Genomic DNA, 14,114 nt, shown 5'->3' with positions numbered 1-14,114 from the left:
GCAGCCGGGGCCAGGCCTGCGGCCGGCTCCGCCGCCCCCTCGGAGGGCAGGGGCTCCAGGTCCTCGAGGCCAAAGTCGAAGTCGAAAGAGCCCGCCGGTGTCGGGGCCCCCGCGCGGTCTTCCGCTTGCACGGCGGCAGCCCGGGGGAGCGGGGCCACCTCCGGCGCGGCCGGAAGATCCTCTTCGGCCCACCCCTCCAGGTCGATGTCCTCCAGAAGGTCCTCCGGCTCCGGTTCCACCGACGGCGCACCGGAAGCCTCGGGCTCCTCCAGGCGCAGGAGGTCCAGCTCCGGCAGCAGGGAGCCCTCTCCGGCGGGCCGCGGCGCTCCCGGGGCCCGATCCGGCTCGGGCTGCGTCTCGAAATCCGAAAGGTCGAACTCCACGGGCCCCGCGCCCCCGAGCTCTTCCCGGCCGAGTCCGCGGGCGGCAGGCGTCTCGGGCCCCACATCTTCTGCCAGGGCGTCCAGATCCAGGGGACCGTCCGAAAAGGACAGGGGTTCCCGCGGGCCGGGCGCGGCGGCTGGAAACGGCGCCGAAAGGGGCTCCAGGTCTTCGAGGAACTCCACGTCCGGAAGGTCTTCCCCTTCGGAAAGGTCGATGATCTCCACCTCGTCCGCGCTCCCCACCGGGGACGGGGCCGCCTCGGCCCCCAGGCCTGGGTCGACCACCGGCTCGAACGAGAGGAGTTCCTCCTCCTCCGGAGCCATGGGGGCCTTCTCCAGGGCGGTCTGGAGGACGTCCAGGAGCTCGTCGGACTGGAAGGGCTTGGCAAACACCCCGACCGCCCCCGCCCCGGAGGCCAGGTTCTCGCTCACCGTACCCCCCATGAGGATGACCGGAAGCCACGCCCCGGCCGCCTCCACCCGCAGGGCGCGGCACACCTGGTAGCCGTCCTCCTGCCCCAGGGCCACGTCGCAGAGCACGACGTCGGGCAGGCTACGCCGGATCGCTTCCAGGGCCTGCGCCCGGGTGGCGACCGCGGTTACGGCCCAATCCTCTCCGGTCAGGGCACAGCGCACGGCCTCCCAAATGGTGGGGCTGTCGTCGACGACGAGCAGGTTCCTGGGCATTTCGACCTCCAGGCAGAGAAGAGGGGCATCCTTCACGGGTCCGGGTCACTTTTCGGCACCGGAGCCCAAATCTCAAGGGGAAAACCTACAACACCTTCCACGGCTGGGGCATGAACACCTTCTCGTACAGGGCAAGGGCGTACCGGTCGGTCATGCCCGCCACGAAGTCCGCGGCGAGGGCCTCCACGCTCTCCCCGGGGATCCGTTGTGCCAGGGTTTCCAGAAACCACGCAGGTTCCTGCAAGAAACGCCGGTAGAGCTCTTCGAGGATCTTGCTCGCCTTGACGAAGTCGTCATGGACTCGGGGGTTCTCGTACACCCGCTCGTACAGGAACTGGCGCAGGGCAACCGAAGCCGCGTGCACTTCATTGCTCAGGGCCACCGCGGCCAGGTCCCGGCGCAGGGTCTCCCCGATGGCGTCCCGCACCATGGTGTCGATCCGCTGGCCGTGGGATTCGCCCAGGCGCTCCCGGATGTCCCGGGGGATCTCGTCGCGGCGGATCACGCCCGCGCGCAAGGCGTCGTCCACGTCGTGGTTCAGGTAGGCCACCAGGTCGGCCAGGCGAACCGCCTGGGCTTCGAGGGTGGCAGCCGGCCGCAGGATTTCCCCCTTGCCCTTGGTGTGGAACGGAATGCCCTCGCGCACCTCGGCCGTGAGGTTGAGGCCCTGTCCGTCTCGCTCCAGGAGGTCCACCACCCGCAGGCTCTGGGCCGAGTGATGGAATCCGCCGGGCTTGAGCCGGTGGAGCACCGCCTCGCCCGCGTGCCCGAAGGGAGTGTGCCCCAGGTCGTGAGCCAGGGCCACCGCTTCCACCAGGCTCTCGTTGAGCCGCAGCGCCCGGGCCAGGGTGCGGCCGATCTGGCTCACCTCGAGGGTGTGGGTGAGCCGCGTGCGGTAGTGATCGCCCGCGGGCGCCAGGAATACCTGGGTCTTGTGCTTCAAGCGCCGGAACGCCTTGGAGTGCAGGATCCGGTCGCGGTCGTGCTGAAAAGCCGGGCGAATGTCGCACTCCGGCTCGGGCCGCTGCCGCCCCTTGCTCGCCCGGGACCGGGTGGCCCGGGGGTGGAGGACCTGCTCCTCCTGTTCCTCGAGGATCTCGCGGATGTTGTTGCCCATGGATTCGGCACCTCGGCAACGGGGAGGCGCAAGCGTACCCCAACACCGCGGACCTTCCAAGCCGGCGCCCGTCCCCTGGATTGCCTGGGAATCCTTCGGGACCCGAAATCGCAGACGATGCGTCGGGCTTCTCCCCGGACCGCCCCGGGCATGGGGAGGCGGCGTTCCCCGTTTGGGGGCGGCCGGGGGTCTCCCCGGAGGCGGCGCAGGCGGCTTTGGCGATACCCAGTGCGGGACACGGGATGCTCTTCCCCTCCCCCGATGGAATGCCACGGACCATCCATCACCCCACGGGACTTGCGCCGGCGCAGGGGAGGCCCCCGGCCGCCCATGCCTCCACCGTCTGGAACGCAGCCTCGCTGGCGGCGGGGTGGGTGGGAGTGGGGGGGCGCCTGGCCGACCGCCCCTCCCGGTGATAGCATGGCCGGACGTCATCAGCAGCGAGGGATGCGCCATGGCCGAAGTACCGATGCTCTATCGGGAAGCGCTGGAGAAGTACGAGGCGGGACGCTACTACGACGCGCACGAGGACTTCGAGGCGCTCTGGCACGCCGCGTCCGGGGAAGAACGGGATCTCTACCAGGGCTGGGTCCTGGTTTGCGCCGCCCTGTTCCACCGGGACCGGGGAAACTCCCGCGGCGCGGCGGCCTGCCTGGAGCGGGCCGAGGTGCACTGGAAGGGCCTCGGGGCGCGGCCCGGATTCGAGGACCCCGCCCGGGTGCTGGAAGCCGTTCGCCGCGTGCTGGACCGCGAGTGGGTCCGGCCCCAACTGGGCGACTCCGGGGAGGAAGACGCGTGGGAGAAGTACCCGGAGGAAGAACCGGGGTGGGAGGAGGACGCAGGGTGAGAAGAGCGCGACCGGTCCTGCTGGCGTGCGCCGCGGCACTGACGGTGTCGGCCGGCTGCGCCGTGATTTCCGCCCCGGTGCGCCGGGACGCCGTAAAGATGGAGCGCTTCGCGGACTTGAGGGAAAGGCCCGAAGCCCTCGTCGGACACACCGTCATCCTGGGCGGGGAGGTGATCGAGACCCGCAACCGCCCCGACGGCACGGTGCTCCTGGTGCTCCAGCGGCCCCTGGGATTCGACCAGCGGCCTCGGACCGACGCTCCCAGCGGCGGGCGCTTTCGGGTGCAGTTTGCCGACTACCTCGACCCCGTGCTCTTCGCCCCCGGCCGGCGGGTCACCCTGGCGGGAAAGGTCCTGGGCACCGCGACGGAACCCGTGGGAGAAGCGCCGTATCGCTACGTCGATCTCGAGGGCGTGGAGATCCATCTGTGGAGGGAGCCCGCCTACACCCCGCACCCCTACTGGGGCCCCTACGAGCCCTGGTACCCGTGGTGGTACGACCCCCGGTACGGTCGCCGCCCCTGGTGGTGGTGAGGCAAGTCGGGGCCCGTTGCGGGTTGTTCGTCGCTCGTTGGAGACGACGAAGACGACCCACAGCCCGGGCGTACCCTCAGGTACGGAACTTGCCGGTGATCTCCCGCAGGTCTGCCGTCTTGAGCGAGACCGCCTGGGCGGTCTCGGCCACCGCGTGGACCGCTCCGCTGTTCTCGGCCACCGCCTGTGAAATCTGCACCACGTTGGAGGCAACCTGCCCCACCGTGACCGAGAGCTCCTCCGCCGCGGTGGCAATTTGCTGTGCCAAGGCGGCGGCCTGCTGAATCTGCCCCTCGGTCGCGGCCACCCGCTCGGAAGCGCCCTCCCCGTCCACCACCCCGGCAGATACCCGCTCCAGGCTCTCCTTCTCGGCCTTCTGCGCCTGCCCGATCCCCTTCTGGATCTCGGCGATCAAACCCGAGATCTCCCCCGTGGCCTTGGTGGTCTTCTCGGCCAGCTTTCGCACCTCGTCGGCCACCACCGCAAAGCCCCGGCCGTGCTCCCCCGCCCGGGCGGCCTCGATGGCGGCGTTGAGCGCGAGCAGGTTGGTCTGGTCGGCGATATCGTCGATGACGCCCACGATCCCGCCGATGGCCCCCGAGCTCTGCCCCAGCTCCCCCATCACCCGGGCCACGATCTCGGTGCTGGCCCGAATCTTTCCCACCGACGCCACCATCCGGCCGATGGAGTCCACGGCCTGGGCCGACGCCTGGTGGGCCGAGTCGGCCGCGCCGCTCACTTCCCCCACGTTGCGGGCGGTGGCCTGCACCGTGGCGCTCATCTGCTCGGTGGAGGTGGCCACCTGGGTCACCTGGTCGGAGATGGACCGGTTCGTGGCCGAGAGCTGGGAGGCGGTGGACGCCAACTCCTCGGCCGAGCCTGTCACCCCGGCCAACACTTCCTTGGCGTGGGCGATCAGGTAGCGCATCTTCCCCGTAAACACGTTGATCCAGACGGAGGACTCGTCGAACTCGTCGCGCACGGCTGCGGCGAAGACGGGGCACTGGGCGCAGTCGGGCACCTTCCCCGACAGGACGCTCGGGCACTGGACGTTGCGGGCCACGGGCTGCATGGACCCCACGTGGACCCAGCACGCCTGGCGCTTGCCGAAGCACGCACATCCGGGCTCCGCGCACCCCTGCACCTTGGAGCAGTCGGCGTAGGCCACCGGGAGCTCCTGGGTCAGGTCCCCGTCGCCCGAAGCCATCTCCTTGAGGAGCGAGACCACCTGGGAGAGCCGACGCACGCTGCCGCCGCCGATCCACAGCAACATGGCCGCCAGAAAGGCCACCAGGGCGCAGCCCATGGCGGTGGCGGTCCACGCGCCCCGAACGGAGTCCCTTACCTTGAGCTGCCCCGCGTCCAACGCCGCAGCGATCGCGGTCTCGATCTCCCGGGAGGCCCCCCGGATGTCGGAAAGCGCCCTATCGAGCTCCGCGGTGGTGCTCTCGGCGTAGACCCAGCTCTGGAGAACGGCGACGAATCGCTGGAGGATGCCGTCCATGCGGCCGATCAGCTCCGCCACTGCCGGGTCCCCCACTTCCCGTGCGGCGTCGGCCAGGGAGGCACTGAGCTGCGCGTACAGTGCGTCGGACTTCGCGATGTACCCGATTCGCTCCAGGGCGTCGGCCGCCACCGAGTCCAGCCGGATCCCCAGGGCCGAAATCTGGGACTCCATCACCGCATCGGCTGCCCGGCCCAGGGCGCGGGCCTGCTCCGTGGAACGGCCGAGCTCCGTGAGGGACCCGTAGGCCGCCACGCCCAGCCCCGCCCCGCCGACCGCCGTCAGAAGGAGGGAGACCGCCATCTTTCGCTTGAAGCTCATCCGGAGCACAGCACACCTCCGCCGAGAACAACCGGGTGGACGAGACCGGAGGAAGAGCCGGAGCGGCGCGGGTATCCCCTAGCCGCCGGCTTGGGTACCTTTCGGCCGGAGTCCGGGGGACCTTTAGGCAGTCGAAAGGGAGCGCACGAAACGGCGTTCCGGATCGTGAACGGGTGCCGGCCGGCGCGCCTCCCGGCCGCTCACCCCCCGACCCCCGGCCCGCTCACCCGCGCCTCGTGGGCCAGGAGCACGGCCTTCACGTCTACAGCCAGGCCGTTTTCCCAGTCGCCGCTGAACCCGCCCAGGCCCTTCTTCGCCACGACCCGGTGGCAGGGGATCACCAGGGGCAAGAGGTTGCGGGCGCAGGCGCCGCCCACGGCCCGGGGGCTCGTCCCGAGCTCCCGGGCCACCTCCCCGTAAGTTCGGGTCCGGCCGAAGGGGATGCGCTCCAGGGCGTCCCAGAGCCGGTGCTGGAAGTCCGTGGCCGTCTCCGGACGGCTCAGGGGCAAGTCGAACTCTCGGCGCTCACCGCGGAAGTACTCCTCCACCTGCCGGGCGGCCTGCGCCGCCAGCGCCCCCGTGGGGGCACAGAGGGCCTCCCCCCGGGCGAACCACACCTCCACCACCGCGCCCTCCCGGGTCCGCAGGCCCACCGGTCCTACCGGCGTCTCGATCACCGCTCGCTGCTCGTCCATCGCCACCTCTCCTCTCGTGCTTGCCCCACGGGACCGGGCCTGTACACTGTCGCCCCTGCCGTTCCCCCACGAAGACTTCTCCAGGAGGTTCGTCCATGAAAGCAGAGGCACCCAAGGGCCAGGCCATTTCCCTGGCCGATCACGTCTCCTACTCCCCGGGATCGGTGGTAAGCAAGACCCTTCTGGACAAGAAGGCCGGCACACTGACCCTCTTTTCCTTCGACGCCGGACAGGGCCTGAGCGAGCACATGTCGCCCTTCGACGCGTCGGTGCAGATCCTCGACGGCGAGGCCGTGATCACCATCGGCGGCGAAGAGGTGCGGGCCCGGGCAGGCGAGCTCGTCATCATGCCCGCCCGCGTGCCCCACTCCCTGCGCGCCGAGAAGCCCTTCAAGATGTTCCTCATCATGATCCGGGAGTGAGCGGCGCAACAAGCCTTCAAGTCGAACGGCCCTGCGTTCACGATGCGCGGGTTGCGGTGGCACTAAGAGCCTGTCGGCGGGCCTCGGACCCGAGGCAAAACGAAAGGAGCTTCCGGGGACCGGAAGCTCCTTCTCTTTCGATTGGTGCCGAAGACTGGACTCGAACCAGCACGGGCGTGAACCCACCAGACCCTGAACCTGGCGCGTCTACCAATTCCGCCACTTCGGCACGGGCGGGGACTATATAGCAGCGCCCGGCGCCGGGTCAAGGGACTCGCAGCTTTGCCGGCCCCCGGGGGGCAGGTATACTGCGCGCCGTTCCACCGACGGACGTTCCACCATCGCTGCGGCGCCGAGGAAGAGATGGACCTCGCCTGGGAAGATGATTGCTTCGTGTGCGGAACCGGGAACCCGGAGGGCTTGCAGCTTCGCTTCACGGTGGACGAGGCGGGGCGCGCCATCGAGACCGTGTGGGTGCCCCGGGAGGTCCATTACGGGTACACGGGCGTGGTCCACGGCGGGCTCGTGGCCACGGTGCTCGACGAGGCGGTGGGAAAGCTCTCGGTGTGCCTGGGAATGCCCGCGGTGACCGCCGAGCTCACGGTGCGATTCCTGCGCCCGGTGCCCCCCAACCGCCCCCTGCGGGTGCGGGGCCGCATTACCGAGGTGAGACCGCGCGTGCTCCAGGGCGCGGCAGAGGCATTTCTGGAAGACGGCACCCTCGCCGCCCGGGCCGAGGCCCGCCTGGTGAGAGGCAAAGGAGCCCCATGATCCCCACGCGCGAAGCCTTCGTAACATTTCTCCTCGACAAGGCCGTCCAACCCCTCACGGCCCGGGAGCTCATCGAGCGGCTCAGAATTCCGGCCGCCCAGGAAGCGGACTTCCTGCGCTTTCTCGACGAGCGGGTTGCCGAGGGCGACGCAGTGGACATCAAGGGGGGCCAGTACGCCCACCCCAGCCGGGTGGGCCTGGTGGTGGGTCGGGTGCAGGTGCACCCGGACGGGTTCGGCTTCGTGATCCCCGACGACCGCGACCAGACCGACCTCTTCGTGCGGCCGGCGTGGCTGCGCGAGGTGATGAACGGCGACCGGGTCGTGGCCCGGGTGGAGCGCTCGGACCGGCGGCCCGAAGGCCGGGTGATCCGCATCCTGCGCCGGGCCCACGAGACCCTCATCGGCCGGGTGCGGGTGCGCCGCAAGCTGGCCTCGGTGGTGCCCCTGGACAACCGGGTGCTCCACGAGGTGAGCGTGGCGCGCGACGACCTGCTGGGCGCCGCCGACGGCCAGGTGGTGCAAGTGGAGCTCACGGCCTACCCCACCGGGGACACGGGGCCCGAGGGGCGCGTGATCAACGTGCTCGGCAACCCCGGCGAGCCCGACGTGGAAGCCAAGGCCATCGCCTTGAAGCACGGGGTGCGGGTTGACTTTCCCGAGGATGCGCTGGCCGAGGCCACCAAGGTGCCCAAGCGGGTGCGCAAGGCCGACCTGGAGGGGCGCGAAGACCTGCGAAGCCAGGCCTTCGTGACCATCGACGGGGAGAAGGCAAAGGATTTCGACGACGCGGTATGCGTGGAGCGCCTGGAGAAGGGCGAGATCCGCCTGTGGGTGGCCATCGCCGACGTGAGCCACTACGTGGTACCGGGCTCGCCGCTGGACGCCGAGGCCTTCTCCCGGGGGACCTCCACCTACTTTCCCGACCGGGTCTTTCCCATGCTCCCCGAGCGCCTCTCCAACGGGATTTGCAGCCTGAACCCCGGGGAGGACCGCCTGGTGATGGTGGCCGAGCTGGTCTTCAGCCGGGGCGGGCGGCGGCGGGGGGCCCGGTTCTACCCGGCGGTGATCCGCAGCCGCCACCGCCTCACCTACACCGTGGTGGGCGAGATCCTGGGCGACCCGGACTCGGAGGCCGCCGAGGGGCTGGCCGACGTGGTCCCCGGCCTCCTGAAGATGGGGGAGCTTGCCCGGGCGCTTCGGGCGCGGCGCAAGGACCGGGGCAGCATCGACTTCGACCTGCCCGAGGCCGAGATCATCCTCGACCTCCAGGGTCGGCCCGAAGACATCGTCCGGAGCGAGCGCAACTGGGCCCACTACCTGGTCGAGGAGTTCATGATCGCGGCAAACGAGGCCGTGGCGGAGCACCTGACCGGGAAGAAGATCCCCTGCCCCTACCGCGTGCACGGCGATCCCGACCCGGCGAAGGTGGAGGAATTCCGCCGCTTCGTGCACAACTTCGGGTACACGCTCAAGGGAGGCGGGAAGCTCCACCCCCGGGACTTCCAGGACCTGGCGGAGCAGGTCGCCGGCAAGCCCGAGGAGCGCATGATCAACCACATGATGCTCCGGAGCATGCGCAAGGCCGAGTACAGCCCCGTGAATCTGGGGCACTTCGGGCTGGCCTCCGAGTTCTACGCCCACTTCACCTCCCCCATCCGCCGCTACCCCGACCTGGTCCTCCACCGCCAGCTTCGGGCCACCTTCCGCAAACGGGCCCCGGCCAAGGCCTGGCGGGAGCAGGCCAGGGCCTACCTCGACGACGCCTGCCCCCACCTCTCCGGCCGGGAGCGGGCGTCGGAGGGGGCAGAGCGGGAAGCCGTGTCGTGGAAGAAGTGCGAGTTCATGGCCGACAAGGTGGGCAGCGAGCACTGGGGGTTCATCACGGGGGTCGCGAGCTTTGGCATCTTCGTGGAGCTGGAGACCTACTTCGTGGAGGGGCTCGTGCGCGTCTCGGGACTCCACGACGACTTCTACCACTTCTCGGAGCAGACCCAGGCCCTCATCGGCGAGCGCACCCGGCGCACCTACCGCATCGGCGACCGCCTGCGGGTGCGCCTGGACCGGGTCGACGTGGCCCGGCGCCAGATCGACTTCGCCCTGGTGGGCGGCGGCAAGGGCGAGGCGGAGCCCGGGCGCCCCCAGGCCCCGGCTCCGGGGGGAGAAAAGACCCGCAAGGACAGGGGCCGCGGCAAAGGCTCGGGCCGGAAGCCAAAGGAGGCTCCCCCGCCTGCCGAGAGGGCCCAAGCGGCCGAGGCCGGCGCGCCGCGCGAGCCCAGACGCCGGCGGCGCCGCAAGAAGGGGAAGACCGGGACGTGAGCCTGTTTACCCTGACCCAGACCTACCGCTCCATCAGCCGCCTGCGGGAGATCGCCCTCATCCTCTCCAAGCACGGGTTCCACCAGGTGCTGGAGAACGTGGGGCTGGGCCGGCTGCTGCCCCTCTCGCGCCGCTTCCGGGGGCGCACCGGAAAGCCCGGGGATACCCCGGTGGCGGTGCAGGCGCGCATGGCGCTCGAGGACCTGGGCCCCACCTTCGTCAAGCTGGGCCAGATGCTCTCCACCCGCCCCGATCTCGTGCCCCCGGAGTTCGTGGAGGAGTTCAAGAAGCTCCGGGACGAGGTGCCGCCCTTCCCCTTCGCCGAGGCACGGCGGATCGTCGAGGAGGAGGTGGAGGGCCCGCTGGAGGAAGCCTTCTTGGAGGTGGACCCCGAGCCCCTGGCCGCGGCGAGCATCGCCCAGGTGCACCGGGCCCGGCTCGCGGACGGTTCCCGGGTGGTGCTCAAGGTGCAGCGCCCGGGCATCGACCGCACGGTCTCCCACGACCTGGCCACCCTCTACCTCCTGGTCAGCCTGGTGGAGCGCTACGTTCCAGAGTCGCGACCCTTCTACCTGCGCACCATCGTGGACGAGTTCGCCCGGGTCATCCGCCGGGAGCTCGACTTCTTCCTCGAGGCCTCCAACACCGAGCGGTTTCGCCAGAACTTCGAGGGTTTCGAGGGGGTCGTGGTCCCGGGGGTCCGCTGGGAGTTCACCACCAAACGCCTCCTGGTGCTGGAGGCCATCGAGGGCGACGCCCCCGACGACCCCGAGGTGCTGCGCGCCCGGGGCATCGACCCCGCCGCCCTGGCCCGGGTGGCGGCCCGGGCCTTCCTGAAGCAGGTCTTTCACGACGGCCTCTTCCACGGCGACCTCCACGGGGGCAACCTCCTGGTGACCCCCGACGGCTCCATTGCGCTGCTCGACTTCGGGGCGGTGGGTTACCTCTCCGAGGACGCCCAGGAGGGGCTCGGCCAGCTCTTCGTGGCGCTCGTGGGCCGCGACTACGCTGCCCTGGCCGAGGGATACCTGGGCATGGGCGCCTCGGACGAGGCCGTGGACGTGCGCGCCTTTCAAAGGGACCTGCGCGAGCTCATCGAGCCCTACCACGGCCGCCCGCTCAAGGACCTGCGGATCGGGGAGATCCTGCGGGAGGCCTCCCAGATCGCCCTGCGCCACCACGTGCGGGTGCCCCCCGACCTGATGCTCCTGGCCCGCTCGACCCTGGCCGTGGAGGGCCTGGCCCGCCAGCTCGACCCGGATTTCCTGATCTTGGACGAGGCGGCCCCCTACGCACGAAAGCTCCTCCTGGGCCGCCTCGACCCCCGACGTCAGGCGCGCCTGGCCTGGCGCACGGCCCGGGACCTGCGGGACTTCGTCCGGGCGGTACCCGCCCAGGTGACCCGCATCCTCCAGAAGATGATCGAGGGGAAGTTCGCGGTGGACTTCGTGCACCAGGGCTACGAGCCCATGCTCGACGAGCTCGACCGCTCGTCGAACCGGGTGAGCTTCAGCGTCATCATCGCCGCCCTGATCATTGGCTCGTCCCTCATCGTGCTCGCCGGCCGCGGCCCCCAGGTCTGGGACTTCCCCGTCTTCGGCATCCTGGGCTTCCTCTTGGCGGGCGTGCTGGGCTTCGGGCTCGCCATCGCCATCCTGCGCTCGGGGAAGTTCTAGCCGGGTGGGTCGAGCGAGGCGGACCCACCGTTTCTCTTCGGCCGTTGACACGGCCGGCGCCCCTCCGTAGCCTACTGCCTCGTTCCCCGCCCCCCGAGGACCCGGTCTCCATGCCTCCGACCCCAGCGTTCCTCCCCGAAGCCCCCGCCCACCCGGGGGACGTTTTCGACGTGGTGCTCGTCACCGGCGACGCCTACGTGGACCACCCGAGCTTCGGCGCCGCGCTCGTGGGGCGGTACCTGGAGGCCCGGGGGTACCGGGTGGGAATTCTCGCCCAGCCCGACTGGACGAGCCCGGAGGACTTTCGCCGCTTCGGCCGGCCGCGCCTGTTCTTCGGGGTGACCGCCGGCAACCTCGACTCCCTGGTGGCCCACTACACGCCCGACCGCCGCCGGCGGTCCCGGGACGAATACTCCCCCGGGGGCCAGCCGGGCCGCAGGCCCGACTACGCCTCGGTGGTGTACGCGCAGCGGTGCCGCGAGTCGTTTCCCGAGGTGCCCGTGGTGCTCGGGGGCATCGAGGCGAGCTTGCGGCGCCTGGCCCATTACGACTACGTGCAGCAAAAGGTCCGGGGGTCGGTGCTCGCCGACGCCAAGGCCGACTACCTGGTCTACGGCATGGGGGAACGGGCACTGGGGGAGCTGGCCGCGGCTCTGGCGGCCGGGAAGGGGCCGGCCGCGGCGCAGCGCGTGCCGGGCATCGCCTACCGGACCTCCTCGCCGCCGGAGGGGGACGGGGTGCTGGGCCTGCCGCCCGCCGAGGAGGCCGCAGCGAGCCCCGAGGCGTTCTTCGCCTACTTCCAGGCCCTGTACCGGGCCCTCCTGGAGCCGGAGGTCCCCGTGCTGGTGCAGCCCCACGGCTCCCAGGCCGTGGTGGTGAACCCGCCGGCCGAGCCCCTCACCCCGGCTGAGCTCGACGCCGTGTACCGGCTTCCCTTCCTGCGGGCCTATCCTTCCCGTTACGAGGCCGAGGGGGGCATCCCGGCCCTGGCGCCCGTGCGCACCTCGGTGGTGACCCACCGGGGGTGTTACGGCGGGTGCGCCTTTTGCGCCATCTCGGCCCACCAGGGCAAGGGGGTGGTGAGCCGCCCGCCGGAGGGCATCGTGGCGGAGGTACGGCGCCTGGCCCGGGACCCCTCCTTTAGGGGGACGATCTCGGACGTGGGCGGCCCCACGGCCAACATGTACGGCACCGGGTGCGCCCTGGCCGGCCCGGGCCGGACCGCCTGCAACCGACCGAGCTGCCTCACCCCGGAGGTGTGCCCGCACCTGGAGTCCTCGGGAGCTCCCTACCTGGAGCTCCTGCGCTCCGTGCGCCGCGTTTCCGGCGTCAAGCACGCCTTCGTGGCCTCGGGGCTGCGCCACGACCTGCTCCTCTTGCCCGGGCAGCGCCGCCTCCTGCGGGAGCTCATGCAGCACCACGTGGGCGGCCAGATGAAGGTGGCCCCCGAGCACGTGGCGAGCCGCCCCCTGCGCCTCATGGGCAAGCCCTATGCCCGCAAGTACCGGGAGTTTCGGGAGCTCTTCGAGACCCTACGGGCGGAGATCGGCAAACCCCTCTACCTGATCCCGTACCTCATGACCGGGCACCCGGGATGCGACCTCCGGGACGCCCTGGATCTCGCGGAGTTCGCCCGGGAGCTGGGGCGCTTCGCCGAGCAGGTGCAGGACTTCACACCCACCCCCTCGACCGCCTCGACGTGCATGTTCTACACGGGGCGCGACCCGGCCACGGGCGAGGAGGTCCTGGTGCCCCGGGGCAAGGAGAAGAGCGTGCACCGCGCCCTGGCCCAGTTCCGCGACCCCCGAAACCGCGCGCTCCTGAGCCGGCACTTCCAGGCCCTGGGCCGCCCGGGGGTCCTGCGGTCCCTCTATGGGGGCGAGCGCTCTGCCCCCCCGCGAAAGCCCGGCGGCGCCCCGAGACCGGCCCCCCGAGGGCGCGGCAAGGGCCCGGGCCCGAAGGCCTGAAGCGCATCCCCTCCCCGATCACCTGGGTCCCATCCGTCCCATCCGTCAGGCCCACGCCGCGCCGAACCGCCGTTGCCGAACCGCCGTTTGACTCCCTCGGGGCCCTGTGCTAATCAGGGCGGACCGCGCGCAACCACGCCTCCCAGAGGAGAGCCCATGAACGTCGGAAAACGGATTCGGAGGATGCGGGAAGCCCAGGACCTGAAGCCGGCCCAGGTGGCGGAGCTCACGGGGCTCGACGCGAGCTACGTGGAGGCCGTCGAGGAAGGACGCGAGGTGCCTTCCATTGGAGCCGTGCTCAAGATCTCCCGGGCGCTCGGCTCGCGGATGGGGCAGCTCCTCCACGGCGGCGGGCCCCGATCCGACATCTTCAGCGTCGTGCCGGCGGGCGACGGGGCGACGGTGGAGCGCACCAGCACCCAGACCCAGCGCACGGGCCAGGGCTACTCGTACCTGAGCCTGCTCGCGTCCGACATCCGCGGCCAGGGGATGGAACCCTTCCTGGTGACCTTCGACCCCCAGGCGGCCGCCACGGTCAAGCCCATGGTCCACGAGGGCGAGGAGTTCCTGTACGTGCTCTCGGGAACCCTGGAACTGGTGTACGACGACGAGACCTATACCCTGAAGAAGGGGGACAGCCTCTACATCGACTCCTCCCGTCCCCACGCCCTGCGCGGCCTCGGAAAGACCCCGCCCCAGGCTCTGGCGGTGATCCTGACCAAGGACTGAAAGCGCCCGCAGCAGCGGGCTAGCCCGCCGACACCAGAGCGTTCTTTTCCGGATCGTGTGGGTCGATCCAGTGGCAAGCCAAGCCGGAGGTCTTGGGCGCGTAGGGGCGCACGGCGTGCGCCCGGAGGGTTCGGGGCGGGCCCG

General features: G+C 70.8%; 12 protein-coding genes and 1 tRNA gene. 8 read left to right on the top strand and 5 right to left on the bottom strand.

Features of this window, described 5'->3' with window-relative positions; translation table 11 throughout:
• Together AB1578_02750 and AB1578_02745 are read right to left on the bottom strand one after the other, a co-directional pair.
• Positions 1-1,070 (bottom strand): response regulator (locus AB1578_02750; protein ID MEW6486815.1); only part of this gene is annotated, 1,070 nt, incomplete at its 3' end.
• A gap of 85 nt (positions 1,071-1,155) precedes the next feature.
• Complete coding sequence (locus tag AB1578_02745) at positions 1,156-2,187, bottom strand: deoxyguanosinetriphosphate triphosphohydrolase (protein ID MEW6486814.1); 1,032 nt, start codon at positions 2,185-2,187, stop codon at positions 1,156-1,158.
• 454 nt (positions 2,188-2,641) lie between these two features.
• Between AB1578_02745 and AB1578_02740 the strand changes: the two genes are divergently transcribed.
• Positions 2,642-3,034, top strand: a complete 393-nt coding sequence (locus tag AB1578_02740; protein ID MEW6486813.1) for a DUF309 domain-containing protein — start codon at positions 2,642-2,644, stop codon at positions 3,032-3,034.
• Positions 3,031-3,567 carry a Slp family lipoprotein gene (locus tag AB1578_02735; GenBank protein MEW6486812.1) on the top strand — a complete coding sequence of 179 codons (537 nt, stop codon included), beginning with the start codon at positions 3,031-3,033 and terminating at the stop codon, positions 3,565-3,567. Before AB1578_02740 ends, AB1578_02735 begins: the two co-directional genes overlap by 4 nt.
• A gap of 76 nt (positions 3,568-3,643) precedes the next feature.
• On the opposite strand, the gene AB1578_02730 is transcribed toward AB1578_02735, so the two are convergent.
• On the bottom strand, positions 3,644-5,392 hold the full coding sequence (locus AB1578_02730) for a methyl-accepting chemotaxis protein (GenBank protein MEW6486811.1): 1,749 nt from the start codon (positions 5,390-5,392) through the stop codon (positions 3,644-3,646).
• Positions 5,393-5,592: 200 nt separating this feature from the next.
• Positions 5,593-6,087 carry a methylated-DNA--[protein]-cysteine S-methyltransferase gene (locus tag AB1578_02725; GenBank protein ID MEW6486810.1) on the bottom strand — a complete coding sequence of 165 codons (495 nt, stop codon included), beginning with the start codon at positions 6,085-6,087 and terminating at the stop codon, positions 5,593-5,595.
• 95 nt (positions 6,088-6,182) lie between these two features.
• On the opposite strand from AB1578_02725, the gene AB1578_02720 reads away from it, so the two are divergent.
• Positions 6,183-6,509 (top strand): cupin domain-containing protein, encoded by a 327-nt coding sequence (locus AB1578_02720; protein ID MEW6486809.1) that lies wholly within the window; start codon positions 6,183-6,185, stop codon positions 6,507-6,509.
• A gap of 142 nt (positions 6,510-6,651) precedes the next feature.
• Here the strand turns inward: AB1578_02720 and AB1578_02715 are convergent.
• A tRNA-Leu gene (locus AB1578_02715) sits at positions 6,652-6,738 on the bottom strand.
• A 134-nt stretch (positions 6,739-6,872) separates the two neighbouring features.
• Between AB1578_02715 and AB1578_02710 the strand changes: the two genes are divergently transcribed.
• The 5 genes from AB1578_02710 to AB1578_02690 all read left to right on the top strand — a co-directional run bounded on the left by AB1578_02710 (position 6,873) and on the right by AB1578_02690 (position 13,970).
• Positions 6,873-7,280: a PaaI family thioesterase gene (locus AB1578_02710; protein ID MEW6486808.1), complete on the top strand. Its 408-nt coding sequence runs from the start codon at positions 6,873-6,875 to the stop codon at positions 7,278-7,280.
• Positions 7,277-9,598: a ribonuclease R gene (rnr, locus tag AB1578_02705; GenBank protein MEW6486807.1), complete on the top strand. Its 2,322-nt coding sequence runs from the start codon at positions 7,277-7,279 to the stop codon at positions 9,596-9,598. Before AB1578_02710 ends, rnr begins: the two co-directional genes overlap by 4 nt.
• Positions 9,595-11,274: an AarF/ABC1/UbiB kinase family protein gene (locus AB1578_02700; GenBank protein MEW6486806.1), complete on the top strand. Its 1,680-nt coding sequence runs from the start codon at positions 9,595-9,597 to the stop codon at positions 11,272-11,274. The genes rnr and AB1578_02700 overlap by 4 nt, the downstream gene beginning before the upstream one ends.
• A gap of 110 nt (positions 11,275-11,384) precedes the next feature.
• Positions 11,385-13,241, top strand: coding sequence for a YgiQ family radical SAM protein (locus AB1578_02695; protein ID MEW6486805.1), 1,857 nt, complete (start codon positions 11,385-11,387; stop codon positions 13,239-13,241).
• Between the two features lie 156 nt (positions 13,242-13,397).
• A complete protein-coding gene (locus AB1578_02690) occupies positions 13,398-13,970 on the top strand; it encodes a cupin domain-containing protein (GenBank protein MEW6486804.1) in 573 nt (190 codons plus the stop codon).
• Positions 13,971-14,114 lie beyond the last annotated feature (144 nt).

Source organism: Thermodesulfobacteriota bacterium, from assembly GCA_040756475.1.
GTDB lineage: Bacteria > Desulfobacterota > Deferrisomatia > Deferrisomatales > JACRMM01 > JBFLZB01.
This window is presented reverse-complemented; position numbering and strand designations above follow the sequence as displayed.

What these genes read in the sequence shown, in the direction of transcription:
- AB1578_02745 (MEW6486814.1), bottom strand. Translation starts at nt 2,187, where the DNA reads ATGGGCAACAACATCCGCGAGATCCTCGAGGAACAGGAGGAGCAGGTC.
- AB1578_02740 (MEW6486813.1), top strand. Translation starts at nt 2,642, where the DNA reads ATGGCCGAAGTACCGATGCTCTATCGGGAAGCGCTGGAGAAGTACGAG.
- AB1578_02730 (MEW6486811.1), bottom strand. Translation starts at nt 5,392, where the DNA reads ATGAGCTTCAAGCGAAAGATGGCGGTCTCCCTCCTTCTGACGGCGGTC.
- AB1578_02725 (MEW6486810.1), bottom strand. Translation starts at nt 6,087, where the DNA reads ATGGACGAGCAGCGAGCGGTGATCGAGACGCCGGTAGGACCGGTGGGC.
- AB1578_02720 (MEW6486809.1), top strand. Translation starts at nt 6,183, where the DNA reads ATGAAAGCAGAGGCACCCAAGGGCCAGGCCATTTCCCTGGCCGATCAC.
- AB1578_02710 (MEW6486808.1), top strand. Translation starts at nt 6,873, where the DNA reads ATGGACCTCGCCTGGGAAGATGATTGCTTCGTGTGCGGAACCGGGAAC.
- rnr (MEW6486807.1), top strand. Translation starts at nt 7,277, where the DNA reads ATGATCCCCACGCGCGAAGCCTTCGTAACATTTCTCCTCGACAAGGCC.
- AB1578_02695 (MEW6486805.1), top strand. Translation starts at nt 11,385, where the DNA reads ATGCCTCCGACCCCAGCGTTCCTCCCCGAAGCCCCCGCCCACCCGGGG.
- AB1578_02690 (MEW6486804.1), top strand. Translation starts at nt 13,398, where the DNA reads ATGAACGTCGGAAAACGGATTCGGAGGATGCGGGAAGCCCAGGACCTG.